Genomic DNA, 24,570 nt, shown 5'->3' with positions numbered 1-24,570 from the left:
ACACGACTCATCCGGAGGTCCCATGAGCAGCACCCCGCAGGACGCACCCCGCCTCGTCGCCGACCTGGTCGTCGAACGGCTGCTGGCCTGGGACGTCCACCGGGTCTTCGGCTACTCCGGCGACGGCATCAACGGGCTCATGGGAGCGTTGCGCCGGGCCGACGGTGACCCGGTGCTGGTGCAGGCCCGGCACGAGGAGAACGCCGCTCTCATGGCCGTCGGCCACGCCAAGTACACCGGCGGGGTCGGCGTGGTCGTGAGCACCCAGGGGCCCGGCGCCGTGCACCTGCTCAACGGGCTCTACGACGCCAAGCTCGACCACCAGCCCGTGGTCGCGATCGTCGGGCAGCAGCCCACGACGGCGCTGGGCTCGGAGTACCAGCAGGAGATCGACCTCACCGCGCTGTTCAAGGACGTCGCCGCCCAGTACGTCCAGGCGGTGCTGGCCCCGGAGCAGGCGGCGATGGTGCTCGACCGGGCGTTCCGCACGGCGCTGGCCACGCGCTCACCCTGCGTCGTGATCCTGCCGCACGACGTGCAGGTCGCCGAGGCTCCGGCCGAGGTGCCGCACGAGCACGGGGTGGTGCCCACGACCCCGCAGTGGCGCACGCCGCGCGTGCTGCCGGCCGAGGACGACCTGGCCGAGGCGGCGGCGGTGCTCAACGCAGGCGAGCGCGTCGCCCTGCTCGTCGGCCAGGGCGCACGGGACGCGGCCGACCAGGTGCGGGCCGTGGCCGAGCGGCTCGGCGCGGGCGTGACCACCAGCCTGCTCGGCAAGCCGTGGTGGGACGAGACCCTGCCGACCAGCTGCGGCGTGATGGGTCACCTCGGCACCACGGCGTCCGGCTGGCTCATGGACCAGTGCGACACCCTGCTGATGATCGGCACCAACGACCCCTGGACCGAGTACTACCCGAGGCCCGGCCAGGCGCGGGCGGTGCAGGTCGACCTCGACGGACGGCACCTCGGCAACCGCTACCCGGTCGAGGTCGGGGTCGTCGGCGACGCCGCCGGCACGCTCGAGGCGTTGCTGCCGCTGCTGGACGAACGGACCGACCACGGGTGGCGCGACCAGGTCGTCGCCCAGGTCGAGCGCTGGCACGAGATCGCCCAGGAGCGGGCGGACGGCCCCGCCGACCCGCTGAGCCCCGAGCGGGTCGTGCGTGTGCTGTCGCCGCGGCTGCCGGCCGACGCGCAGGTCAGCGTCGACGTCGGGTCGGTGACCTACTGGTACGCCCGGCACCTGACCCTGCCGTCCGGCGTCCAGGCGCACCTGTCGTCGACGCTGGCCTCGATGGGCTCGGGACTCCCGTACGGGCTCGCGGCCAAGCTGGAGTGGCCCGGACGTCCGGTCGTCGCCCTCGTCGGTGACGGGGCCATGCAGATGAACGGGGTCGCCGAGCTCATCACGGTCGCCAGCCGGTGGCAGGACTGGGCCGACCCGCGGTTCGTCGTCCTCGTGCTGCACAACGGCGACCTCGCGGAGGTCACCTGGGAGCAGCGCGAGACCGAGGGCGACCCGCGCTTCGACACCAGCCAGTCGCTGCCGCACTTTCCGTACGCGGGGTACGCCGACCTGCTCGGCCTGCGGGGCATCCGGGTGGACCGGCCCGAGGACGTCGACGCCGCCTGGGACGAGGCGCTGGCCGCCGACCGGCCGGTCGTCATCGAGGCGATCGTCGACCCGGACGTGCCGCTGCTGCCGCCGTTCCCGGCGGGCGAGCAGATGCTGGAGGGCTACCACCGAGCGCTCGACCTCGAGGGCAACGCGCACGCGAGGGCGCTGCTCGACGGCCAGGCCGAGCAGGAACAATGACGGCCGTGACGGACGAGGGATGGACCGGAGGCGCGCCGAGCTCGCACGAGCGCGACGCCGCGCAGGTCGAGGGCACGGAGATCCGCTTCATGTGGGACTACGGGGTCACGGTGCCGCTCTGGGACGCGACCGGCCTGCTCCCGGACGACCGCGTGTGGTTGGGCACCGCGCTCGGCCTGCCGTCCGATCTTGTCGACGACCTGCGCGCGTGGGGCGAGGCGATGGAGAACCTCGACGCGAACCCTAGGCTCGGCACGCCCAAGGCCTTCCGCGACCTCGACCGGCAGGCCAAGAAGCTCGTGACGCGCCTGCAGGACGAGCTGGCCGGACGCTTCACCGTCACGTACGTCTCCTGGTAGACGTCCGGCAGGATGGGCGTCATGGCAATCGCGATCACCGGTGACACCGAGGCCGACCAGCTGCTGACCGACGACCCGTTCGCGCTCGTGATGGGCATGCTGCTGGACCAGCAGTTCCCGATGGAGCGCGCGTTCTCGGGTCCGGCGCGACTGCGTGAGCGGTTCGGCAGCCTCGACCCCGCCGCCATCGCCGACGCGGACGCGGAGTCGTTCGCCGACCTGTGCGCCGAGCCCCCGGCCGTGCACCGCTACGCCCGCTCCATGGCCGGACGCATCCAGGCCCTGGCGCGGATCGTCGTCGACGAGCACGACGGCGACGTGACGCGGCTGTGGACCGAGGCGTCCAGCGGCAAGGACCTGCTCAAGCGGATCAAGGCCCTGCCCGGATTCGGCGAGCAGAAGGCGAAGATCCTGCTCGCGCTGCTGGCCAAGCAGAAGGGCGTGCAGCCCGAGGGCTGGCAGGAGGCCGCCGGCGACTACGCGCAGCCCGGGTACCGCTCGGTCGCCGACGTCGTCGACGCCGACTCGCTGCAGAAGGTGCGCGCCTACAAGAAGGAGAAGAAGGCGGCCGCGAAGTGACGGTCCCCGTCGCGGTGGTGCCGTCGGCGCCGCTGCTCGTCCCCGGCCTGGGCGGGGGACAGGATCCGCTCGCCGGTCTGCGCGTGACGTGCCTGGACGTCGTCCGGTCCGTCGTGAAGGACGCGACGCGCGTCGTCGTGCTGGCGTCCGAGGGCCACGACCGGGACGAGTCCGCCGGCGGCACGCTCGCCTCGTGGGGCGTGGACGTCCGTGCCGGGGGAGACGCGCTGGGGCTCCCGCTCGGCCACACCGTCGGAGCCTGGCTGCTCGACGCGGCCGGCTGGACCGGTGCGCGCACCTACACGTCGGCGACCCCGGCGCTGGAGGACGGCGTGGCGCTGCTGGTCGTGGCCGACGGCACCGCCACCCGTGACACGACGTCGCCGGGCTACGAGGACGTCCGCGCCGTGCCGTTCGACCACGGTCTCGCCGAGGCGCTGGCCTCGGGCGACGCCGCGCGGCTCGCCACGCTCGACCTCGATGAGGCCGCCGAGCTCTGGTGCCACGGCGCACCGGCACTGTGCGCGCTCGGCCGGGCGACGTCCGGGCACGAGGTCGAGGGCGAGCTGGTGGCGTACGAGGCGCCGTTCGGCGTCGGCTACCTCGTCGCCCGCTGGAGCGTCAGCACGTCCTGAGCGGGCGTCCGCCCCGCGCCCCAGACGCCCCGCGCTCCAGACGCCAGGAAAACTGACAGGAGCCAGGAGAACTTCCCTGGCTCCTGTCGGTTTACCTGGTCAACCAGGTAGACCGACCACCGGGCGGCTTAACCAGGTGACTCAGCGCGGGGCGACGCGGCCGTCGGGGCCGTCGCCGCGGTGCTGCTGGCCGAGCTTGTCGACGCCGTCCTTCGCCTTGCCAGCGGCGCCGGTGATGCGGTCGTCGTACTTGCCCTTCGTGGCGCGGCTCGCGGCCTGCGAGGCCTTGTCGATCGCGCCGTCGATCTTGTCGTGGTGGGTGGACGCCAGCTCCGTGGCCTTGCTCCTCAGCTCGGGGGCGTGCTTGCGGACCTTGTCGAACAGACCCATGAGGACCTCCGGGGGGATCGGGCGCGGCCGGGCGCCGCGCCTGTCCCGTCAACGTATCTGGGAGGATCCAGCCATGCCTCCCGTCGTCGCCGTCGTCGGCCCCACCGCGTCGGGGAAGTCGGACCTGGCGATCGACCTCTCGGTGCGGCTGGGCGGCGAGATCGTCAACGTCGACGCCTACCAGGTCTACCGCGGGATGGACGTCGGCACGGCGAAGACGCCGCTCGCCGAGCGCCGCGGCGTCCCGCACCACCTCATCGACGTCATGGACGTCACCGAGACCGCGTCGGTCGCGGAGTTCCAGCACCTGGCCCGCGCCGCGGTCGCCGACTGCCACGACCGCGGCGTCGTGCCGGTGCTGGCCGGCGGGTCGGCGCTCTACGTGCGTGCCGTGCTCGACCCGCTCGAGTTCCCCGGCACCGACCCGGACGTCCGCGCCCGCTGGGACGCCGAGCTGGCCACCCGCGGCCCCGAGCACCTCCACGCGCTGCTCGCCGAGCGCGACCCCGACGCGGCCGCGCAGATCCTGCCGACCAACGGGCGCCGTCTCGTGCGAGCACTCGAGGTGGTCGAGATGACCGGGTCGTTCACCGCGACCATGCCCGGCTACGAGCACGTGTACGACGACGTGGTCATGGTCGGCCTGGACGTGCCCCGCGACGTCCTGGACGAGCGCATCACCCGCCGGGTCGACCGCATGTGGACGGACGGGCTCGTCGACGAGGTGCGGTCGTTGCTGCCCGCGGGACTGGCCGGGTCGCCCACCGCGAGCCGCGCGCTCGGCTACCAGCAGGTGCTGGCGTTCCTGGCCGGGGAGATCACCGAGGACGAGGCTCGCGAGCAGACCGTCACCGGCACCCGCAAGTTCGCCCGGCGCCAGGAGCGGTGGTTCCGCAAGGACCCGCGCATCCGGTGGCTGCCGCACGACGCCGTGGATCTCGGCGGGCATGCGGAACGGCTCGTAGACTGGAAGGCATGACCTTTTCCTGGGCCAAGGGCCACGGCACCGAGAACGACTTCGTGCTGCTGCCCGACGCCGACGGCACCGTGCACGGCGACCTCGATCCCGCGTTCGTGGCCGCGCTGTGCGACCGCCGCCGGGGCCTGGGCGCCGACGGCGTGCTGCGCGTCGTCCGCACGTCCGCGGTCGGCGAGGCCGGTGACGGACAGGACGTGGCCGAGTGGTTCATGGACTACCGCAACGCCGACGGCTCGGTCAGCGAGATGTGCGGCAACGGGGTGCGCGTGTTCGCGCGCTACCTGGCCGACCGCGAGCTCGTCGACACCGACCGGCCGCTGCCCGTCGGCACCCGTGACGGCATCAAGACCGTCACCTTCGACGGCGACGCGATCAGCGTCGACATGGGGGTGCCGGAGCTCGGCGGCGTCTCCAAGGTGACGGTCGAGGGCCGGACGTTCGAGGCCGACGAGGTGCACACCGGCAACCCGCACGCGGTCGCCCAGGTCGCCAGCCTCGACGACGCCGGCACCCTGCTGGACGAGCCGGGCTACGACCACGCGGTCTACCCGCACGGCGTCAACATCGAGCTGGTCGCGCGTCGCGGCCCGCAGCACGTGGCGATGCGCGTGCACGAGCGCGGGTCGGGCGAGACCCGCTCCTGCGGCACCGGGGCCTGCGCGGCCGCGGTCGCCAGCATGTCGGCCGACGGCGTCGCGCTGCCGGCCACCTACCGCGTCGACGTCCCCGGCGGACGCCTCGACGTGACCTGGACCCCTGAGGGCCGTGTCGTCCTGACCGGCCCCGCCGAGATCGTCGCCGAGGGCGAGATGGAGTGGTTGCGTGGCTGAGCACGACGAAGAGCTGGGCACCGAGGACCTGGAGCTGGAGGAGCGCAACTCCCTGCGCCGCGTGGGCGGACTGCGCACCGAGCTCGAGGACATCACCGAGGTCGAGTACCGCCAGCTGCGCCTGGAGCGCGTCGTGCTGGTCGGCGTCTGGACCGAGGGCAGCGCCGAGGACGCCGAGAACTCGCTCGCCGAGCTCAAGCTGCTCGCCGAGACGGCCGGCTCCGAGGTGCTGGACGCGCTGATGCAGCGCCGGCAGAAGCCCGACGCCGCCACCTACATCGGCAGCGGCAAGGTCGAGGAGCTCAAGGCCGCCGTGCAGGCGACCGGCGCCGACACCATCATCTGCGACGGCGAGCTCGCGCCCAGCCAGATGCGCAACCTGGAGGACCGCACCAACGTCAAGGTCGTCGACCGCGTCGCGCTGATCCTCGACATCTTCGCCCAGCACGCGAAGAGCGCCGAGGGCAAGGCGCAGGTCGAGCTCGCCCAGCTGCAGTACCAGACCCAGCGCCTGCGCGGATGGGGCGGCAACCTGTCGCGCCAGGCCGGCGGACGCGCCGCCGGCGGCGAGGGCATCGGTGGCCGCGGACCCGGTGAGACGAAGCTCGAGACCGACCGCCGTCGCATCCAGGCCAAGATGGCCAAGCTGCGCCGCGAGCTCGAGGGCCTGCGCACGACCCGCGACACGAAGCGGGCGAACCGCAAGCGCAACGCGGTGCCGGCCGTCGTCATCGCCGGCTACACAAACGCGGGCAAGTCGAGCCTGCTCAACCGGCTGACCGGTGCGGGCGTGCTGGTCGAGGACGCGCTGTTCGCCACCCTCGACCCGACCACGCGGCGCAACCAGACGTCCGACGGCCGCGTCTACACGCTGTCCGACACGGTCGGCTTCGTCCGGCACCTGCCCCACCAGCTGGTCGAGGCGTTCCGCTCGACCCTGGAGGAGGTCGCCGACGCCGACCTGGTGCTGCACGTCGTCGACGGCTCGCACCCGGACCCGGCCGGACAGCTGGCCGCCGTCCGCTCGGTGTTCGCCGACGTGGACGCCCTGCAGGTGCCCGAGATCGTGGTCATCAACAAGGCGGACGCGGCCGACCCGCTGGTGCTCAAGCGCATCCTGGCCAGCGAGCCGCACTCCGTGGTGGTGAGCGCCCGCACCGGCGAGGGCATCGACGAGCTGCTGGCGGCGATCGAGGCCGACCTTCCGCGGCCCGCGGAGCACGTGGACGTGGTGCTGCCCTACGACCGGGGCGACCTGCTGGGCCGCATCCACACCGAGGGCGAGATCGAGGCGCTCGAGCACGAAGGCGACGGCACGCACGTCCAGGCCCGGGTGAACCCCGAGCTGGCCCACGCGCTGTCCGAGTACGCCCGGTAGCCGCTGGCGGGCGCGGACCGGTTGTGGACCGGGCGGTCGGGGCCACGGCGTCCGGCGACTAGGCTCGACCCGTGCCCACCCCCGACGTGAAGACCGTGCTGCAGGCTGCCGTCGACGCGGTCGGGGGAGCCGAGCGGCCCGGCCAGGTCGCCATGGCCGAGGCGGTCGCGCAGTCGCTCGGCGACGGTGAGCACCTGCTCGTCCAGGCCGGCACCGGCACCGGAAAGTCGCTCGGCTACCTGGTGCCGAGCCTGCTGCACGAGGGTCGCGTCGTGGTCGCCACGGCGACGCTGGCGCTGCAGCACCAGCTCGTCGAGCGTGACCTGCCGGCCCTCGCCGAGGCGGCCGCGTCGACCATGGAGACGGTGCCCCGGTACGCCGTGGTCAAGGGACGTTCGAACTACGCCTGCCTGCACCGCGTCCGCGAGGGCGCGCCCGACGACCAGGGCGTCCTCGTCGAAGTGCCCGAGGGCACGCTCGGCTCGGAGGTCGTGGCCCTGCGCGAGTGGGCCGAGGAGGAGTCCTCGGCCCGAGGCGTCGGCGACCGTGACGCCGCACCCCGCCACTCCGAGCGCGCCTGGCGCGCGGTGAGTGTCAACCACCGCGAGTGCCTGGGCGCCAGCCGGTGCCCGTACGCCGAGGAGTGCTTCGCCGAGCGCGCCCGCGCCGAGGCGTGGAACGCCCACGTCGTGGTCACCAACCACGCGATGCTGGCCATCGACGCGGTCGACGGCGTCCCGATGCTGCCCGACCACGACGCGGTCGTCGTCGACGAGGCGCACGAGCTCGCCGCCCGCGTCACCCAGGCGTCCACGGCCGAGCTCGGCCCGGTGCTCGTCGAGCGCGCCGCCCGCCGGGCCCGCAACCACGTCGACGGGAACGAGGCCGACGACCTCACCGAAGCGGCCGACGCGTTGTCCGAGGCGCTGGCCCACGTCGAGGCCGGACGCATCGACGCCACCCCCGAGCACCTGCAGATGGCGCTGGAGAACGTCCGCGACGCCGCCCGGGCGTGCCTGTCGGCGTTCCCGCGCGAGAAGCCGTCGGCCAAGGACGACGAGGTCGACCCCGGCAAGCAGCAGGCGCAGGCCCACGTCACCGAGGTGCGCCGCATCGCTGAGCGCATGGCTGGCAAGGGCGACACCGAGGTGCTGTGGGTCAGCGACGGCCCCGGCCGTGGCGGGCCGCAGCTGCACGTGGCTCCGCTCGACGTCGCGTTCAGCCTCCGCGACAAGCTGTTCAGCGCCAAGACGGTCGTCCTGACCAGCGCGACGCTGACCGTCGGCGGCACGTTCGACTCCGCCGCCCGGGGCCTGGGACTGGTCCCGGGTGACGAGGTGCTGCCGTGGCGCAGCCTCGACGTCGGGTCGCCGTTCGACTACGGCCGCCAGGGCGTCCTGTACGTCGCCAAGCACCTGCCCGTGCCCGGACGCGACGGCCTCGTCGACGCCCAGCTCGACGAGATCGCCGAGCTGGTCGAGGCCGCAGGTGGACGGACGCTGGGGCTCTTCTCGTCGCGCCGCGCGGCCGAGCGCGCCGCCGAGGCCACGCGCGAGCGGCTGCCGGACCTGGAGATCCTGTGCCAGGGCGACGCCCAGCTGAGCGACCTGCAGCGGCGGTTCGCCGACGAGCCGACCACGTGCCTGTTCGGCACCCTGAGCCTGTGGCAGGGCGTCGACCTGCCCGGCGACACGCTCCAGCTGGTGCTCATCGACCGCATCCCGTTCCCGCGTCCGGACGACCCGCTGATGAGCGCCCGCCAGCGGCTGGTCGAGAAGCGCGGCGGCAACGGCTTCATGTCGGTGGCGGCCACGCACGCCGGGCTGCTGCTCGCCCAGGGCGCCGGCCGGCTCATCCGCCGGTCGACCGACCGTGGCGTCGTGGCGATCCTCGACCCGCGCATCGCCACCGCCCGCTACGGGGGCTTCCTGGCCGCCTCGCTGCCGCCCATGTGGCGCACCACCGACCCGCAGGTCGTCCGGCAGTCGTTGCGCCGGCTCGACGCCGCCGCCACGGAGGGCGCTGCGGCCCGCTGACTAGGCTGGCGGCATGACGTTCTTGGTGACGGGTGGTGCCGGGTACATCGGGTCGCACGTGGTGCGCGCGTTCGGGGAGGCCGGGCTCGACGTGGTCGTCGTGGACGACCTGTCGAGCGGGCACCGTGAGTTCGTCCCCGACGACGTCCCGTTCGCCGAGACGTCCGTGCTCGACACCGCGACCCTCGAACGGTTCATGACCGCCCACGAGGTGGAGGGTGTCGTCCACCTGGCCGCGTTCAAGTACGCCGGGGTCTCCGTGGAGCGCCCGCTGCACACCTACGAGCAGAACGTGCAGGGCACGGCCAGCCTGCTGACCGCGATGGAGGCCGCCGGGGTCGACCGGGTGGTGTTCTCCTCCAGCGCCGCCGTCTACGGCACGCCGGACGTCGACCTGGTGACCGAGCAGACCCCCACGACGCCGGAGTCGCCCTACGGGGAGTCCAAGCTGGTCGGCGAGTGGCTGCTGCGCGACCTCGGGCGCGCGTCGTCGCTGACCCACACCTCGCTGCGCTACTTCAACGTCGTCGGGTCGGCGACACCGGACCTGTACGACAGCAGCCCGCACAACCTGTTCCCGCTGGTGATCAAGGCACTCCGCGAGGGCCGGCGACCGCGCATCTACGGCGACGACTACCCGACGCCGGACGGCACCTGCGTGCGTGACTACGTGCACGTGGCCGACCTGGCCGAGGCGCACGTGGCCGCGGCCCGCCGGCTGGTGGCCGGCGAGCCGCTGGAGCCCGTCTACAACCTCGGCAGCGGCGACGGCGTGTCGGTGCGGCAGATCATGAGCGCGTTCGCCGCGGTGACCGGCACGGACGTCGACCCCGAGGTGGTGCCCCGGCGCCCCGGCGACCCGGCACGCATCGTGGCGTCCGGGAAGCTGGCCGCGCGCGACCTCGGCTGGACGATGCGCCACACCGTCGAGCAGATGGTGGCCTCGGCCTGGGAGGCCGCGCGCGACTGAGCGTCAGACGCGGCGCAGGACCGCGGTGACCTTGCCCAGGATCGTGGCGTGGGTGCCGTCGATGGGGGAGTAGTCGTCGTTGTGCGGCAGCAGCCAGACCTTGCCGTCCTTGCGCTGGAAGGTCTTGACCGTGGCCTCGCCGTCGAGCATCGCGGCGACGATCTCGCCGTTCTCGGCGACCGGCTGCTGGCGGACCACGACGTAGTCGCCGCTGCAGATCGCCGCGTCGATCATCGAGTCGCCCTGCACCTCGAGCAGGAAGAGCGTGCCGTCGCCGACGAGCGACTTCGGGAGCGGGAAGACGTCCTCGACGCGCTCCTCGGCCAGGATCGGTCCGCCGGCCGCGATCTTGCCGACCATCGGCACGTACGTGGCGTCGGGACGCTCGTCGCGTGAGCCGGTCTCGTCGACGACGTCCTCGACGACGGCCGGCGCGGGGACCGGGGCGGTGGGACGGACGGCCCCGCCGGGCGCGAACACCTCGAGCGCGCGCGGACGGTTCGGGTCGCGCCGGATGTAGCCGAGGCGCTCGAGCGACTTGAGCTGGTGCGAGACCGACGAGGTGCTGACCAGGCCGACCGCCGCACCGATCTCGCGCATGCTCGGCGGGTAGCCGCGGTCGCTGATCTGCTCGCGCAGGAACTCCAGGACGCGTCGCTGCCGCGGGGTCAGGCCGTGCTCGTCGGCGGGACCGTCGGGGAGCTCGCGGACGTCGGTGTCATCGCTCATGGACCGACGGTAGCGCGTTCGAACAGGTCAGATCAAACATATGTTCGACACGGCGCGCCGCGTGTCGGCGTGGAGCCCGGGACGGGAACTCCTGGCGTTCCGGCGTTTTTCGGGTGTGACCGAGACCACCGGCAAGAAAAATCGAAAAGATGTTCGATTCGGGCTGGTGCTTGTCGGTGGGCGTCTGTATTGTCAAACATGTGTTCGATCGAACGCCTGTTCGCACCCGAATGACATCCCGTACGCTCCGGCGTCCGGTCGGACGCACCAAGACAACCGACACCGTCTCACTTCCCCCTCGGAGGCACTCATGAGCACCATCTCCCTGCACGCCCCGGTCGCCCGCACGCACGCTCCCGTCCGGCTCACCACCCGCGGCAAGCTCGTGCTGTTCGCGGCCGCGCTCGCGGCGATGTTCGCCCTGGCCGTCGCGATGGGCTCGACGACCGCGGCCACGTCCGACGCCGGCGCGGCGGTCCAGACGACCGAGGTCACCGTCCAGCCGGGCGAGACCCTGTGGCAGATCGCCGGCGCCGCCAACCCGGGCGGCGACCAGCGCGAGACCGTCGACCAGATCATGAAGCTCAACGCGCTCGAGTCGGCCTCCGGCCTGCAGATCGGCCACAAGCTGGCCGTCCCGGTCTACTCCGAGTAGGTCCGACGAGCGGGGCCCCGTGCTGCTGGGAAGGCGGCACGGGGCCCCTTCTGCGTTCAGACGCGGGCCGGGCCGGTGAGGGAGAGGCCCTCGAGCGCGTAGAGCACGCTGCCGATCGACGACGAGCGGGCGCCCAGGGCGGCCCGCTCGACCCGTACCTGGGCGGCGACCGGGGCGAGGGCGTGGCGGCGCAGCCCGTCGCGGACGCCGTCGATGAGCGGCGCGCCCGCGTCGGACAGGTCGCCGCCGATCACCAGCAGCTCCGGACCCAGGACGTTCGCCAGCGCCGCGGCCGCGCGTCCGAGGTAGCGGCCGGCGTCCTCGATGAGTCGCTGGGCGCCGGTGTCGCCGTTGTTGGCCAGGGCGACGAACTCACGGACTGAGAGCTGGGCGCGGATGGGGGCGAACTGCGCGGTCAGCGCGGTGCCGCCGACGTACGCCTCCAGGCAACCGCGGCTGCCGCACCGGCACAGCGGTCCGGTCTCGTCCATCGTCATGTGGCCGAGCTCGCCGGCCGTGCCGATGCCGCCGCGGTAGACCCGGCCGTCCAGGATCAGGCCGCAGCCCACGCCGGACGAGAGCTTCAGGTAGGCCATGGAGGACGTGCCGCGTCCGGCGCCGACGGCGTGCTCGGCCAGGGCGCCGAGGTTGGCGTCGTTGTCGGCCCGGGTCGGGACGCCGAACTCCTTCTCGGCGGCGTCGGCGGCGTGGACCCCGATCCAGCCGGGCAGGATCGAGCCGGAGTCGATGACGCCGTCGGCGCCCAGGGGAGCGGGGAGGCCGATGCCGACCGCGTGCAGGTCGCCGGCGTCGCTCTCGGCGGCCAGGAGCCGGTCGAGCATGCGGTGCGCGAGGGCGAGTCCGTCCTCGTGCGCGTGGTCGTTGTCGAGCGGCTCCTGCGCCGTCACCAGCACGCGTCCGCCGAGGTCGCCCAGGCTCACCTGCACGTGCGAGTGGCCGAAGTCGACGCCGCCGACCAGGCCGGCCCGGCGGGAGATGGCGACCGTCGCGCCACGTCGTCCGGCGCCTCCCGTGGTGGTCAGCAGGCCCGCCGCGACCAGGTCCTTCACGATGCTGGAGACCGTCGCGGGGGCGAGCCCGGTGTCGCGGGCGATGTCGGCCTGGCTGAGCTCCTGGTGCTGCCGCAGGGCGCGCACGACACGCACCTGGTTCGCGGCGCGCAGGGAAGCGGCGGTGCCTGGGGACGACATGTGCGTCACTGTGAGGCAAGCCACTCGTTGTCGTCAAGTGTCGAATGCAAGACTGCCGCGTCCAGCGTTAGTCTCTCGTTTTGTCTTCACGTGTTGACGACAAAGCATGTGACGTATGACACTGGCTCACGTCTCGCCCCGCGCGAGGTGGATCAGACCGTGACGGCAACCCCCGCCGTCCAAGACCTGGAGGAACGCGTGAACCGACTCACCCGCGCAGCCGTCATGGCTGTGGCAGCGAGCACCTCGCTCGCGGCGCTCGCCGCGTGCGGTGCGAACGACGAGGGCTCCGACGGCGGCGACGACAAGGGCAAGACCATCGCCCTGCTGCTGCCCGAGACCAAGACGACCCGTTACGAGGCGTTCGACCGTCCGCTGTTCGAGGCGAAGGTCAAGGACCTCTGCGACGACTGCGACGTCAAGTACCTCAACGCCGACCAGGACGCCTCGAAGCAGCAGGAGCAGGCGCAGTCCGCGCTGACCGACGGCGCCTCGGTGCTCGTCGTCGGCGCCGTCGACGGCAAGGCCGCCGAGGGCATCGTCAAGTCGGCCGAGTCCAGCGACGTCCCCGTCGTGGCCTACGACCGCCTCATCACGAACGCCAACTACTTCGTCTCGTTCAACAACGAGCGCGTGGGCCAGCTCCAGGGCGAGGCCCTGGTCAAGGCGACCGGCGGCAAGGGCGACATCCTCATGCTCAACGGCGCCCCGACCGACCCGAACGCCGGCGACTTCAAGAAGGGCGCGCACAGCGTCATCGACGCCAGCGGCCTGAACGTCGTCGCCGAGTTCGACAACCCGGACTGGAGCCCGGAGAAGGCCCAGGAGTTCACCAGCACGCAGCTGAGCAAGATCGACGCTGCCGACCTGGCGGGCGTGTACGCGGCCAACGACGGCCAGGCCGGCGGCGTGTTCGCCGCCCTGCGTGGCAACGGCGTCACCAAGATGCCCCCGATCGTGGGCCAGGACGCGGAGCTCGCGGCCATCCAGCGCATCGTCGCCGGTCAGCAGTACATGACGGTCTACAAGCCGATCAAGGCCGAGGCCGAGAAGGCCGCCGAGCTCGCGGTGAACCTGGTCAACGGCAAGAAGGCCAGCGACACCACGGACTTCCGTGGCGTGCCGTCCTACATCCTCGACCCGATCGCGGTCACCGTCGACAACATCAAGGACACCGTCGTCGCCGACGAGTTCTACAGCACCCAGGACATCTGCACCGGCGAGTACGCGGACGCGTGCACGGCGGCCGGCCTGAGCTGACCCGACGACCTCGAGGGGGTGGCCCTGTCCAGGGCCGCCCCCTCGAGGCCTGCACGTCCCCTCCCTCAAGCAGAAGGTCTGCAGCATGACCACCACTTCAGCCCCCGTGCTGTCCCTCAAGGGCGTCGGCAAGCGCTTCGGCGCCGTCCAGGCGCTCGCGGACGTCGACTTCGACGTCCGCCCCGGTGAGGTCGTCGCCCTGGTCGGCGACAACGGCGCCGGCAAGTCCACCCTCGTCAAGATCATGTCGGGCGTCTACCAGCCCGACGAGGGCGAGATCGTCTTCGACGGCTCGCCGGTCTCGATCCCCGGCCCGAAGGCCGCCCAGCAGCTCGGCATCGCCACGGTCTTCCAGGACCTCGCGCTGGCCGACAACCTCGACGTGGTCGCGAACCTGTACCTCGGCCAGGAGCTGACGTCCGCCGGCACGCTCGACGAGGTCGAGATGGAGAAGAACAGCTGGGCCCTGCTGCGCCAGCTGTCGGCCAAGATCCCGTCGGTGCGCATCCCGATCGCGTCCCTGTCCGGCGGTCAGCGCCAGACCGTCGCCATCGCCCGCAGCCTGGTCGGCAACCCCAAGGTCGTCATGCTCGACGAGCCCACCGCCGCGCTGGGCGTCGCCCAGACCGCCGAGGTGCTCAACCTGGTCGAGCGCCTGCGCGAGAACGGCCTCGGCGTCGTGCTCATCACGCACAACATGGCCGACGTGCAGGCCGTGGCCGACCGCATCTACGTCCTGCGCCTGGGCCGCAACGGTGCCGAGTTCGGCATCGACGACGTCACCACCGACAAGCTGGTGGCCGCCATCACCGGCGCCTCCGACAACGCCGTCTCGCAGCGTGCGAGCCGCACCGCCCCGAAGGGAGCCGAGGCATGAGCTTCGCCGACAAGACCGACGAGCGTCTGGTCGAGGACTCCTCGCCCAAGGCCATGCTCGAGGGGTTCGTGCGCCGCATGAAGTCCGGCGACCTCGGCATGGTGCCGGTGATCGTCGGCCTGCTCATCATCTGGGTCGTCTTCTACTCCCAGAACGAGCGCTTCCTGTCCTCGCGCAACCTGGTGGAGCTGCTGCTGTCGTCGTCGGCGATCGGCATGATCTCCGTCGGCGTCATCATGGTGCTCCTGCTGGGCGAGATCGACCTGTCGGTCGGCTCGGTCAGCGGCATGAGCGGCGCGATCATGGCCGTCCTGGTCGTCTACCACGACTGGTCGGTGCTGCCGGCCATCGGCGTCGCGCTGCTCGCCGGCCTGGCCATCGGTGTCGTGTACGGCCTGCTGTACACCCGGTTCGGCGTGCCGAGCTTCGTCATCACGCTCGCCGGACTGCTGGCCTTCCTGGGCCTGCAGCTGGTCGTGCTCGGCGACAACGGCACGGTCAACCTGCCCGGTGACTCGTGGCTGATCGACTTCGCGAACTTCAAGTTCCTGTCGCCGCTGGCGTCGTACGTGCTCGCGGTGCTCGCCGGCCTGGCCTACTTCGGTGGCCGTGTCCTGACCATCCGCAAGCGTCGCGCGGCCAACCTGTCGGCGCCGTCGGTGCTGAGCGTGGCCATCCGCGCCGCGCTCATGGTCGCCGGCCTGGCGTACGTCGCGTACTACCTGAACCTGGACCGCGGCATCGGCTACATGCCGCTGCTGTGGATCCTGGTGATCGTGTTCATGGACCAGGTGATCCGCAAGACCCGCTTCGGCCGTCACGTGTTCGCCGTGGGCGGCAACGAGGAGGCCTCGCGCCGCTCGGGCATCCGGGTCGACCGCGTCTACGTGGCCGTCTTCGCGCTGTGCACGATGTTCGCGGCGTTCGGTGGCGTGCTGGCCGCGGCCCGGCTGCAGTCGGTCGCGCAGTCCAGCGGCGGTGGCGACACCAACCTCATGGCGATCGCCGCGGCGGTCATCGGCGGCGTCAGCCTGTTCGGTGGACGCGGCTCGATGTACGCGGCGCTGTTCGGCATGCTCGTGCTCCAGTCGATCACGAGCGGCCTGAACCTCATCGGCGTCGACGCCGAGGTGCGCTACATGGTGACCGGCGGCGTCCTGCTGCTCGCGGTCACGATCGACTCGCTGTCGCGCCGTGCGCGCCGCAGCAGCGGTCGCGGCTAGCCGCGACCCCCAGACCACGGCGGTGGTCGCCACCCGAGGGAGGGGGCGGCCGCCGTCGTGCTTCACCCCCGGTGTCGGACGCGGGTCCGGCACACGCGACGGCGGCCGCTCCCCTCGAGGGGAGCGGCCGCCGTCGTCGTGCGTGCGGGGGAGAAGCCTCAGTCGGCAGCCTCGCTGGCGGCCACGGCCGCCTCGGTCTCGCCGTCCGCCTCGGCGGTCGACAGCTGACCGCCGGCGTTCTCCAGATGGGCGCGGACGAACCAGTGGAACAGCTCCAGCTGGCGGGACTGGGCGATGATGAGGTCCTCGGTCATCGGGTCGATCTCCGAGACGGCCTCCTGCGCCTTGCGGTGGTCGCCGATGAGGCCCTGGTAGACCTCGTCCAGCGCACCGAGGTGCTCGTTGGTCGTGCCGCGGCCGAGGGAGTAGTCGTCCCACGTGCGGCCGTTGACGATCGCGCTCGGCGTGCCCTTGGGGGCGACGCCCAGCGTCGCGATGCGCTCGGCGGTCTCGTCGACCATCGCACGGACCTCGTCGACGTGCGGATCGATCATCTCGTGGACCGCGATGAAGTGCGGGCCGACCACGTTCCAGTGGACGTGCTTGAGCGTGAGCTGCAGGTCGTTGAGCGCGTTGAGGCGCTCCTGGAGGATGCCGGCGACCTTCTGGCCCTCGGCCGTGGTCAGACCCGGGACGGTGTACTGGGGAGTGTCGGTAGCCATGCCTCCAACGTAGCCACGCGGGTCCGGCTCGCAACCCGAGCTAGGCGCTGCCGGGCCCCTGGACGCGGGTGAACGTGCCCTCCAGCTCGGCCTGCTCGGGGGTGACCGCCTTGCTCCACAGCCAGCCCTGCGCGAGGCGGCAGCCGTGCCGGCGCAGGACGCGAGCGTGCTCCTCGGTCTCGACCCCCTCGGCGACCAGCGCGAGGTCGAGCGTGCGGGCCAGCTGGAGCACCGACGCGACGATGGCCAGCGAGTGCTTGTCGTCGGTCACCCCGGACACGAAGCTGCGATCGATCTTCAGCATGGTGACGGGCAGGTCGCGCAGGTAGGCCAACGAGCTGTAGCCGGTGCCGAAGTCGTCCACCGCGACCGGGAAGCAGTGCGTGCGCAGCCGGTCGAGCAGGCCGATCGCCACCTCGGGGTCGGCCATGATCGCGCTCTCGGTGAGCTCCAGGACGACCTTGCGCGGGTCGAGACCGTGGTGCGCGGTGCGCTCGATGATGTAGCGGTCGAGCGTCTCGTCGGCCAGGCTGCGACCGGACAGGTTCACCGCCACGTAGGCGTCCTCGGGCAGCACCCCGCGCTCGCGCATCCGGGCGACGTCGCCGAGTGCGCGGTCGAGCGCCCACCGGTCGAGGTCGGGCGCCAGGCCGAGCGACTCGGCCAGGTCGACGAAGCGCTGCGCGGGCACGGGGCCCTGCTGGGGGTGTTCCCAGCGCGAGAGGGCCTCGACGCCCACGACCCGCCCGTCGGCCAGGTCGACGACCGGCTGGTAGGCCATCTGGAGCCCACCGTCCTGCAGGGCGGCCCTCAGGTCGGCGCCCAGCACGTACCGCTCGCGGCTGCGGTGCTCGAGCTCGGCGTCGAAGACCTGGATGCGTCCGCGCCCGGCCGCCTTGGCCGCGTACATGGCGGTGTCGGCGTACCGGAGCAGGTCGTCCGCGCTGGCCGCGGGCGACAGGGCGATGCCGATCGAGCCGCCGATGCCGATGTGGACGTCGCCGACGTCGAACGGCTCCTGCAGCGAGTCGAGCGCGCGGCTGGCCACCGCGCGCGCGTGGGACTCGTGGGCGTCGCGGAGCAGCACCACGAACTCGTCGCCGCCGAACCGGGCCACGGTGTCGTGCGGCCCGGCGATCGCCGCCAGCCGGTGGGCCACGGCGACCAGGACCTGGTCGCCGACCCCGTGGCCGCGGGCGTCGTTGACGTCCTTGAACAGGTCGAGGTCGACGAACAGCAGCGCGACGTCGGCCTGCTGCTCCAGGGCCTCCTCGACCCGCTCCATGAGCATGGAGCGGTTGGGCAGACCGGTGAGCGCGTCGTGCAGCGCCGCGTGCCACAGCTCGCCCTCGATGCGTCGCGTCTCGGTGACGTCGGAGACCATCGCCAGCGATCCCTCGGCCTCGCCGTCGGCGTTGCGCATGGGGCTGGCGGCGATGCGCAGGCGGCGCACGCGTCCGTCGGGGTGGCGGTAGGCGACCTCGTACCGCTCGGAGCCGCGCACCTCCCGCTCGGTGAGCCGGGGGAGGGTGAGCCGGGCGATCTCCTCGTCCATGTAGTCCCACACCGGCGCGGCGTAGAGCTGGTCGAGGGAGTAGCCCACCAGCGAGGCGAGCCGCGCGTTCGCGTACAGCGTCCGGCCGTCCTGGGCGATGACCCAGATGCCCTCGTCGGCGAGGTCGGCGATCATCCGGTGCCGCGCCTCGCTCTCGGCCAGCGCCCGCTCGGCCTCCATCTCGTCGGTGACGTCGCGCAGCGTGGTGACGACGCCGCCGATCGCGGTGTCGGTGAGGTTCGTGGACGTCTGCTCGAGCCAGATCAGCTCCCCGTCGTCGCGGAACGCGCGGAAGCGGAACGTCGTGGCGATGCCCGTGGTGGTGATGTGCTCCCACTGGCGCTGGACCAGCTCGACGTCGTCGGGGTGCGCGAACGCGCCGAGGTCGTCGATGACCCCGGACTGACGGAAGTTGGCCAGCCGCGGCCCGTTGGGGGAGGAGTAGAGGATCTCGCGCTGCGGGGTGACGACGGTGAGCAGCTCGTCGCTGCGGTCGGCGATCGTCTCGAACAGGCGCTGCGCCTCCTCGCGCTGCCGCTCGCTGGCGAACAGGGCGCGCTGGTCCTCGAGCACCGCCGCGTAGCCGATGAGCCCGCCGGAGGCGTCCTGGAGCGCGGTGCCGCTCACCAGCACCGGCACGGGGCTGCCGTCCTGGTGGGCGAAGACCCGGTAGACGCGGTGCGTGGAGCGTCCGACGTCGGCCATCGTGGCCAGCTCGTGCCCGCCGGTGCCCGGGTCGGTCGGGTGCAGGAAGTCGTCCGGGCGGCGCCCGATCAGCTGCTCGCGGTCGCGGCCGAGCAGCGTGCAGTACGCGGCGTTGACGTCCTGGTAGCGGAACGTGGGGTCGGTGACCGACTGCGGGATGAGGCTCTGCTCGAAGCGAGCGCGGTACTGCGCCTCGTCGTCGGCGCGACGCGCCTCCTCGGCCTTCTTGTCGTCGATGTCGACGGCGCTGCCCATGATGCCGCCGACGGACGGCTCGTGGCGCAGGTCGGTGAGGGTGGAGCGCGTCCACACGGTGGTGCCGTCGGCCCGCAGCAGCCGGATCTCGTAGACCAGCTGGCGCTCGCCGCCACGCACCCGGTCGAAGGTGGAACGGGCCAGCGCATGGTCGTCGGGGTGGACGAAGTCGGTCGCCGGCCGGCCGCGGACGTCCTCGACCCGCCAGCCGAAGCGGGCGGCGAGCGCGGAGGTGGTGAACACGACGACGCCCTCGTCGTCCATGAGCCACATGACGTCGGCGGAGTTGGACGCCAGCACCCGGACGCGCTCGGCGAAGGCCTGCAGGTCGAAGTAGCGGCTGAGGGACTCGGTCTCGTTGGCGACGACCACGCGCAGGCGGTCGTCGCCCAAGGGCACGGCGGCGAGCACGACGTGCTGCACGCTGTCGTCGCTCGGGCGGATCACCGCGAGCCGTCCGTAGCCGACCCCCGCCGGGGCGGCGAGCAGGGCGGTCAGCTGGTCGCGGTCGTGCGCCGTCGCGCCGAACTCCGCGATCCGACGGCCGAGCACGAGGTCGCCGGGGTAGCCGGCGACGTCGTCGAAGCCGGGGCCGGTCTCCAGGATCGTGCCGGCGCCGTCGACCAGCACGGAGGTGTACGGCGCGCGCTCGTGCTGGGGCAGGTGGTGCAGGTCGTCCATGCGCGTCCCCTCCCTCGGCACCAGCACACAGTAAGCGAGCCCGGTCCGTCGCGCTGGCGGTCGGACGGATCGCCGCCGCGCGGTGTGTCGCCAGGCACGCTCCGGGGGCGTCCGGCCCGGGATTCCGGGCGCGTCCGAGCGGTGTCGGAGAGGTCTGTCGGTGGGCCCTGCGAAGGTGCTTGCACGAGCCGGGACGAGGGCGTACGGTTCCCCTACATCTAGTAGTTACACGGGTGTAGTTCTCCACATCTAGTTCCACAGAAGTGGCGGTCCCACCCACAGGAAGCGCCGTGTTCCACAGCGGGACGCACAGCTTCATCCACATCGCGACGACACCGAAGGAGCCCGCTCGTGCACTGCCCGTTCTGCCAGCACGACGACACCAAGGTGCTCGACAGCCGCATCGCCGACGAGGGTGCCTCGATCCGCCGCCGCCGCACGTGCGCGCGGTGCGAGAAGCGGTTCACCACGATCGAGCAGATGCAGCTGATGGTCGTGAAGCGCTCGGGCGCGACCGAGCCGTTCGTCCGCGAGAAGGCGGTCGCCGGCGTCGCGAAGGCCTGCAAGGGCCGTCCGGTCTCCACCGACGACCTGGCCCGTCTGGGGCAGCAGGTCGAGAAGACCCTGCGCGCCTCCGGCTGCGCCGAGGTCCCCGCCCACGAGGTCGGCCTGGCCGTCCTCGAGCCGCTCAAGGCGCTCGACGAGGTCGCGTACCTGCGCTTCGCCAGCGTGTACAAGGCGTTCGACTCCGCCGACGACTTCGCCGCCGAGATCGCGACGCTCATGGCCGCCTCCGCCGACGGCGAGCTGGCCGAGACCGAACGGGTCCAGCACGAAATCCCCTGACCGTCGGGGTTGTTGAACCTGACGGGCCACGAACCACCCAGCACCACCCCCATCCACCGCACCGCAGCACACGAGGAGCACTCCATGACGGAGACCGTCAGCGGCCAGACCGGCCCCCGCCGCGCCAAGGGGAAGGCCAAGGGCCTGACCATCGAGCGCGTCTACACCACCGAGGGCGTGCACCCGTACGACGCCGTCACGTGGGAGCGTCGCGACGTCGTCCAGACCAACTGGAAGACCGGCGAGAACGTCTTCGAGCAGCGTGGCGTGGAGTTCCCCGACTTCTGGAGCCTGAACGCCTCGACGATCGTCACCACCAAGTACTTCCGCGGCGCGGTGGGCTCGGCCGAGCGTGAGTCCAGCCTCAAGCAGCTGCTCGACCGCGTCGTGCTGACGTACGTCAAGGCCGGCAAGGACCACGGCTACTTCGCCTCCGACGAGGACGCCGAGGTCTTCGAGCACGAGCTGACGCACATGCTCCTGCACCAGGTCTTCAGCTTCAACAGCCCGGTGTGGTTCAACGTGGGCACCTCGAGCCCGCAGCAGGTCAGCGCCTGCTTCATCCTGGCCGTCGACGACTCGATGGACTCGATCCTCAACTGGTACCGCGAGGAGGGCCTGATCTTCAAGGGCGGCTCCGGTGCCGGCCTCAACCTCTCGCGCATCCGCTCGTCCAAGGAGCTGCTCCGCTCCTCGGGCGGCACCGCGTCGGGCCCGGTCTCCTTCATGCGCGGTGCGGACGCGTCGGCCGGCACGATCAAGTCCGGCGGCGCCACGCGTCGTGCGGCCAAGATGGTCGTCCTGGACGTCGACCACCCCGACATCGAGGAGTTCGTCGAGACCAAGGAGCGTGAGGAGGAGAAGATCCGCGTCCTGCGCGACGCCGGCTTCGACATGGACCTCGGTGGCTCCGACATCACCAGCGTCCAGTACCAGAACGCCAACAACTCGGTCCGCGTCAACGACGAGTTCATGCGCGCCGTCGAGGAGGGCACCGACTTCGGTCTGCGCGCCCGCACCAACGGCGAGGTCATCGAGAGCATCGACGCCCGCGACCTGTGGGGCAAGATCGCCAAGGCCGCGTGGGCCTGCGCCGACCCCGGCATCCAGTACGACTCGACGATCAACGACTGGCACACCACGCCCGAGGCCGGCCGCATCACCGCGTCCAACCCGTGCTCGGAGTACATGCACCTGGACAACTCCAGCTGCAACCTGGCCAGCCTGAACCTCATGAAGTTCCTCGAGGCCGACGGCAGCTTCGCCGTCCAGCGCTTCGTCAAGAGCGTCGAGATGATCATCACCGCGATGGACATCTCGATCTGCTTCGCCGACTTCCCGACCGAGGCGATCGGCGACACCACGCGTGCCTTCCGTCAGCTGGGCATCGGCTACGCCAACCTCGGCGCGCTGCTCATGGCCTCGGGCCTGGCGTACGACTCCGACGGCGGCCGCGCGCTGGCCGCGTCGATCACGTCGCTGATGACCGGCACGTCCTACCGCCGCTCGGCCGAGCTGGCCGGCGTCGTGGGTGCCTACGACGGCTACGCCCAGAACAAGGACGGCCACACCCGCGTCATGCGCAAGCACCTCGCGGCCAACGACGACGTCCGCACGATGCACGCGATGGACATCGCCGTGCACCGCGAGGCCACCAAGCAGTGGGCCGAGAACCTGAAGATCGGCGAGAAGGCCGGCTGGCGCAACAGCCAGGCGTCGGTGCTCGCGCCGACCGGCACCATCGGCTTCATGATGGACTGCGACACGACCGGCATCGAGCCGGACTTCTCGCTGGTCAAGTTCAAGAAGCTGGTCGGCGGCGGCTCCATGCAGGTCGTCAACCAGACCGTCCCGGCGGCGCTGAAGAAGCTCGGCTACACCAACGAGACGATCGAGGCGATCGTCGAGTACATCTCCGAGCACGGCCACGTCATCGACGCGCCCGGCCTGAAGACCGAGCACTACGAGGTCTTCGACTGCGCGGTCGGCGAGCGCGCCATCAAGCCGATGGGCCACGTCCGCATGATGGCCGCGGCGCAGCCGTTCCTGTCGGGCGCCATCTCCAAGACGGTCAACATGCCCGAGACCTCGACGGTCGACGAGATCGCCGACGTCTACTTCCAGGGCTGGAAGCTCGGCCTCAAGGCGCTCGCGGTCTACCGCGACAACTGCAAGGTCGGCCAGCCGCTGAGCGACGCCAAGGCCAAGAAGGCCGAGGAGCCGGCGGAGAAGACCGAGGTCAAGACGGTCGTCGTCGAGAAGCCGATCCGTCGTCGTCTGCCGAAGTCGCGCACGTCGATCACGACGTCCTTCTCGGTCGGCGGTGCCGAGGGCTACATGACCTCCGGCGCGCACGAGAACGGTGAGCTCGGCGAGCTCTTCCTCAAGCTGGGCAAGCAGGGCTCGACCCTGGCCGGCGTGATGGACGCCTTCTCGATCGCCGTCTCGATCGGCCTGCAGTACGGCGTGCCGCTGGAGACCTACGTCCAGAAGTTCACGAACCTGAAGTTCGAGCCGGCCGGTCTGACCGACGACTCGGACATCCGCATGGCGCAGTCGATCATGGACTACGTCTTCCGCCGCCTGGCGCTGGACTACCTGGACTTCGACACCCGCTCGGCCCTGGGCATCCACTCGGCCGCGGAGCGTCAGCGCTACCTGGACACCGGCTCGCACCAGCCGGTCAGCAACGGCACGACGGCCGCCGAGCTCGTCGAGTCCGCGCCGACCGAGAAGGGTGCTCCGGTCGAGGCCACGGCGTCGGCTCCGGCTCCGGAGACCCCGGCCGAGGTCGTCGCCGAGACGGCCAAGGCCGCCCCGGCGCAGGCCCACACGTCCGCGGAGCTGCTCGAGGTCATCACCGGCTCGGCGGTCGACAGCCCGCTGTGCATGACCTGCGGCACCAAGATGCGTCCGGCCGGCTCGTGCCACGTCTGCGAGGGCTGCGGCTCGACCAGCGGCTGCAGCTGACCTGAAGCACGCGAGAGCCCGGTTCCCCCGATGGGGGAGCCGGGCTCTCGGCGTTCTTAAGCTGAGGCGAGGAACTTTTGGAAGCGGTAGCCCAGCCGGTCACGATCGGGCTTCTCGCTGGCGCGATGCGGTACGTGTAGCTCGCGGCCATCCATTTCTTGAAGTCCATGTCGCAGCATGGGTCCATCGGTTTCTTCGAGGAGGGCGCTGTTGATATGCACCTGGTAATCAGGGGAGATGCCCAGCAGGTCGCTGTCGTAGGCAGCATGGTGCAGCTTGCAGAGCGCCAGTCCGTTCGCCGTAATCGGAGTCCCCGTCACCTCGTGATCAGCCACGATGTGCGCCGCGTCTAGAAGTCGCCCGTGACGAAGTACGCAAACGGCACATCGAGTTTCGTACGCGCGGAGCACCCGGCCTCGGAACTCCGGCTGGTGGAGACGTTCACGGGTGATCCGCTCCACGTACCGGCGCTCGTCCTCGGAAGGATTGAGCGGATCCGACAGTAGGCGTATGCCCTCGTCAAGCGCGAGGAGGAAGTAACGCGCGTCCTGGACGTCCGCGACGACGTACACGGGGTGAATTGGTACGTACACGGAAGGCTCGATCTTTTTCAGCAAGATGAGCGGCATCCCTAGCTCGTAGGCGCGACGGAGCTTGGTGTTATCGCCGTTCACACTTCCCGCTCGGTACTCGTACTTGAGCAAGCCCCCCTGAAGGTCCTCGTCCCGGTACGGACCTGTTGGGGAGGACATCACGGTCAGAGTCGCGGCGAGTTCGCGGGGATTTCGGATTCCACGAGAATGATCCAGAAGCTTCCATACCGAATCCGCGACTGGAAAGCTCAACAGCTGCTCGCGAGTGAGAGTGCCCTTCTCCGTGGTGGCATCCGTGAGGTGCTGCATGATTTCG

General features: G+C 71.3%; 21 protein-coding genes. 15 read left to right on the top strand and 6 right to left on the bottom strand.

What is annotated here, in order from left to right:
- The first annotated feature begins 22 nt into the window (after positions 1-22).
- The 4 genes from E0W78_RS03305 to E0W78_RS03290 are packed head-to-tail and all read left to right on the top strand — an operon-like array spanning position 23 to position 3,389.
- The gene (locus E0W78_RS03305; RefSeq protein WP_131402413.1) at positions 23-1,816 is read left to right on the top strand and encodes a thiamine pyrophosphate-requiring protein; all 1,794 of its coding nucleotides are present in this window, start codon (positions 23-25) and stop codon (positions 1,814-1,816) included.
- A 5-nt stretch (positions 1,817-1,821) separates the two neighbouring features.
- Positions 1,822-2,175, top strand: coding sequence for a hypothetical protein (locus E0W78_RS03300; protein WP_131402412.1), 354 nt, complete (start codon positions 1,822-1,824; stop codon positions 2,173-2,175).
- Positions 2,176-2,196: 21 nt separating this feature from the next.
- Positions 2,197-2,754: an HhH-GPD-type base excision DNA repair protein gene (locus tag E0W78_RS03295; RefSeq protein WP_131402411.1), complete on the top strand. Its 558-nt coding sequence runs from the start codon at positions 2,197-2,199 to the stop codon at positions 2,752-2,754.
- Positions 2,751-3,389, top strand: a complete 639-nt coding sequence (locus E0W78_RS03290) for a hypothetical protein (RefSeq protein WP_131402410.1) — start codon at positions 2,751-2,753, stop codon at positions 3,387-3,389. The genes E0W78_RS03295 and E0W78_RS03290 overlap by 4 nt, the downstream gene beginning before the upstream one ends.
- Positions 3,390-3,530: 141 nt before the next feature.
- Here E0W78_RS03290 and E0W78_RS03285 read toward each other — a convergent pair whose 3' ends face one another.
- Positions 3,531-3,779, bottom strand: a complete 249-nt coding sequence (locus E0W78_RS03285) for an antitoxin (protein ID WP_131402409.1) — start codon at positions 3,777-3,779, stop codon at positions 3,531-3,533.
- A 73-nt stretch (positions 3,780-3,852) separates the two neighbouring features.
- On the opposite strand from E0W78_RS03285, the gene miaA reads away from it, so the two are divergent.
- The 5 genes from miaA (at position 3,853) to galE (ending at position 9,972) form a co-directional block, all read left to right on the top strand.
- Positions 3,853-4,758 (top strand): tRNA (adenosine(37)-N6)-dimethylallyltransferase MiaA, encoded by a 906-nt coding sequence (gene miaA, locus E0W78_RS03280; RefSeq protein WP_131402408.1) that lies wholly within the window; start codon positions 3,853-3,855, stop codon positions 4,756-4,758.
- Complete coding sequence (gene dapF / locus E0W78_RS03275) at positions 4,755-5,588, top strand: diaminopimelate epimerase (protein ID WP_131402407.1); 834 nt, start codon at positions 4,755-4,757, stop codon at positions 5,586-5,588. Before miaA ends, dapF begins: the two co-directional genes overlap by 4 nt.
- On the top strand, positions 5,581-6,966 hold the full coding sequence (gene hflX / locus E0W78_RS03270) for a GTPase HflX (protein WP_131402406.1): 1,386 nt from the start codon (positions 5,581-5,583) through the stop codon (positions 6,964-6,966). Before dapF ends, hflX begins: the two co-directional genes overlap by 8 nt.
- A gap of 71 nt (positions 6,967-7,037) precedes the next feature.
- Positions 7,038-9,002, top strand: coding sequence for an ATP-dependent DNA helicase (locus tag E0W78_RS03265; RefSeq protein ID WP_242686208.1), 1,965 nt, complete (start codon positions 7,038-7,040; stop codon positions 9,000-9,002).
- A 13-nt stretch (positions 9,003-9,015) separates the two neighbouring features.
- Positions 9,016-9,972, top strand: coding sequence for a UDP-glucose 4-epimerase GalE (galE, locus tag E0W78_RS03260; RefSeq protein ID WP_131402405.1), 957 nt, complete (start codon positions 9,016-9,018; stop codon positions 9,970-9,972).
- Positions 9,973-9,975: 3 nt separating this feature from the next.
- On the opposite strand, the gene lexA is transcribed toward galE, so the two are convergent.
- The gene (gene lexA / locus E0W78_RS03255; RefSeq protein ID WP_131402404.1) at positions 9,976-10,701 is read right to left on the bottom strand and encodes a transcriptional repressor LexA; all 726 of its coding nucleotides are present in this window, start codon (positions 10,699-10,701) and stop codon (positions 9,976-9,978) included.
- 310 nt (positions 10,702-11,011) lie between these two features.
- On the opposite strand from lexA, the gene E0W78_RS16440 reads away from it, so the two are divergent.
- Positions 11,012-11,356, top strand: coding sequence for a LysM domain-containing protein (locus E0W78_RS16440; RefSeq protein WP_165570391.1), 345 nt, complete (start codon positions 11,012-11,014; stop codon positions 11,354-11,356).
- A 56-nt stretch (positions 11,357-11,412) separates the two neighbouring features.
- Here E0W78_RS16440 and E0W78_RS03245 read toward each other — a convergent pair whose 3' ends face one another.
- Positions 11,413-12,567: an ROK family transcriptional regulator gene (locus tag E0W78_RS03245; RefSeq protein WP_131402402.1), complete on the bottom strand. Its 1,155-nt coding sequence runs from the start codon at positions 12,565-12,567 to the stop codon at positions 11,413-11,415.
- A 225-nt stretch (positions 12,568-12,792) separates the two neighbouring features.
- Here E0W78_RS03245 and E0W78_RS03240 point away from each other — a divergent pair, with 225 nt between their 5' ends.
- The 3 genes from E0W78_RS03240 (at position 12,793) to E0W78_RS03230 (ending at position 15,927) form a co-directional block, all read left to right on the top strand.
- Positions 12,793-13,827: a substrate-binding domain-containing protein gene (locus E0W78_RS03240; RefSeq protein WP_131402401.1), complete on the top strand. Its 1,035-nt coding sequence runs from the start codon at positions 12,793-12,795 to the stop codon at positions 13,825-13,827.
- Between the two features lie 85 nt (positions 13,828-13,912).
- Positions 13,913-14,704: an ATP-binding cassette domain-containing protein gene (locus tag E0W78_RS03235; RefSeq protein ID WP_131402400.1), complete on the top strand. Its 792-nt coding sequence runs from the start codon at positions 13,913-13,915 to the stop codon at positions 14,702-14,704.
- Positions 14,701-15,927: a sugar ABC transporter permease gene (locus tag E0W78_RS03230; protein WP_131402399.1), complete on the top strand. Its 1,227-nt coding sequence runs from the start codon at positions 14,701-14,703 to the stop codon at positions 15,925-15,927. The genes E0W78_RS03235 and E0W78_RS03230 overlap by 4 nt, the downstream gene beginning before the upstream one ends.
- A gap of 158 nt (positions 15,928-16,085) precedes the next feature.
- Here E0W78_RS03230 and E0W78_RS03225 read toward each other — a convergent pair whose 3' ends face one another.
- Entirely contained in the window at positions 16,086-16,649 is a 564-nt protein-coding gene (locus E0W78_RS03225) for a DNA starvation/stationary phase protection protein (RefSeq protein ID WP_131402398.1), read from the bottom strand.
- Positions 16,650-16,689: 40 nt separating this feature from the next.
- Positions 16,690-19,845, bottom strand: coding sequence for an EAL domain-containing protein (locus E0W78_RS03220; RefSeq protein WP_131402397.1), 3,156 nt, complete (start codon positions 19,843-19,845; stop codon positions 16,690-16,692).
- Between the two features lie 351 nt (positions 19,846-20,196).
- On the opposite strand from E0W78_RS03220, the gene nrdR reads away from it, so the two are divergent.
- Together nrdR and E0W78_RS03210 are read left to right on the top strand one after the other, a co-directional pair.
- Positions 20,197-20,691, top strand: coding sequence for a transcriptional regulator NrdR (nrdR, locus tag E0W78_RS03215; protein WP_131402396.1), 495 nt, complete (start codon positions 20,197-20,199; stop codon positions 20,689-20,691).
- Positions 20,692-20,775: 84 nt separating this feature from the next.
- Positions 20,776-23,661, top strand: coding sequence for a vitamin B12-dependent ribonucleotide reductase (locus E0W78_RS03210; protein WP_131402395.1), 2,886 nt, complete (start codon positions 20,776-20,778; stop codon positions 23,659-23,661).
- 56 nt (positions 23,662-23,717) lie between these two features.
- Here the strand turns inward: E0W78_RS03210 and E0W78_RS03205 are convergent, their stop codons facing one another.
- Positions 23,718-24,563: an HNH endonuclease gene (locus E0W78_RS03205; RefSeq protein WP_207392608.1), complete on the bottom strand. Its 846-nt coding sequence runs from the start codon at positions 24,561-24,563 to the stop codon at positions 23,718-23,720.
- Positions 24,564-24,570: the final 7 nt, after the last annotated feature.

The sequence above is a fragment of the Aeromicrobium sp. IC_218 genome, assembly GCF_004336805.1.
Lineage (GTDB): Bacteria > Actinomycetota > Actinomycetes > Propionibacteriales > Nocardioidaceae > Aeromicrobium.
The sequence above is the reverse complement of the archived record's forward strand: the minus strand, read 5'-3'. Positions and strand labels throughout refer to the sequence as shown.

Excerpts from the sequence above, each read along its gene's own strand:
- E0W78_RS03305 (WP_131402413.1), top strand. The coding sequence starts at position 23 with ATGAGCAGCACCCCGCAGGACGCACCCCGCCTCGTCGCCGACCTGGTC.
- E0W78_RS03295 (WP_131402411.1), top strand. The coding sequence starts at position 2,197 with ATGGCAATCGCGATCACCGGTGACACCGAGGCCGACCAGCTGCTGACC.
- E0W78_RS03285 (WP_131402409.1), bottom strand. The coding sequence starts at position 3,779 with ATGGGTCTGTTCGACAAGGTCCGCAAGCACGCCCCCGAGCTGAGGAGC.
- miaA (WP_131402408.1), top strand. The coding sequence starts at position 3,853 with ATGCCTCCCGTCGTCGCCGTCGTCGGCCCCACCGCGTCGGGGAAGTCG.
- dapF (WP_131402407.1), top strand. The coding sequence starts at position 4,755 with ATGACCTTTTCCTGGGCCAAGGGCCACGGCACCGAGAACGACTTCGTG.
- galE (WP_131402405.1), top strand. The coding sequence starts at position 9,016 with ATGACGTTCTTGGTGACGGGTGGTGCCGGGTACATCGGGTCGCACGTG.
- lexA (WP_131402404.1), bottom strand. The coding sequence starts at position 10,701 with ATGAGCGATGACACCGACGTCCGCGAGCTCCCCGACGGTCCCGCCGAC.
- E0W78_RS16440 (WP_165570391.1), top strand. The coding sequence starts at position 11,012 with ATGAGCACCATCTCCCTGCACGCCCCGGTCGCCCGCACGCACGCTCCC.
- E0W78_RS03245 (WP_131402402.1), bottom strand. The coding sequence starts at position 12,567 with ATGTCGTCCCCAGGCACCGCCGCTTCCCTGCGCGCCGCGAACCAGGTG.
- E0W78_RS03240 (WP_131402401.1), top strand. The coding sequence starts at position 12,793 with ATGGCTGTGGCAGCGAGCACCTCGCTCGCGGCGCTCGCCGCGTGCGGT.
- E0W78_RS03235 (WP_131402400.1), top strand. The coding sequence starts at position 13,913 with ATGACCACCACTTCAGCCCCCGTGCTGTCCCTCAAGGGCGTCGGCAAG.
- E0W78_RS03230 (WP_131402399.1), top strand. The coding sequence starts at position 14,701 with ATGAGCTTCGCCGACAAGACCGACGAGCGTCTGGTCGAGGACTCCTCG.
- E0W78_RS03225 (WP_131402398.1), bottom strand. The coding sequence starts at position 16,649 with ATGGCTACCGACACTCCCCAGTACACCGTCCCGGGTCTGACCACGGCC.
- E0W78_RS03220 (WP_131402397.1), bottom strand. The coding sequence starts at position 19,845 with ATGGACGACCTGCACCACCTGCCCCAGCACGAGCGCGCGCCGTACACC.
- E0W78_RS03210 (WP_131402395.1), top strand. The coding sequence starts at position 20,776 with ATGACGGAGACCGTCAGCGGCCAGACCGGCCCCCGCCGCGCCAAGGGG.
- E0W78_RS03205 (WP_207392608.1), bottom strand. The coding sequence starts at position 24,563 with ATGCAGCACCTCACGGATGCCACCACGGAGAAGGGCACTCTCACTCGC.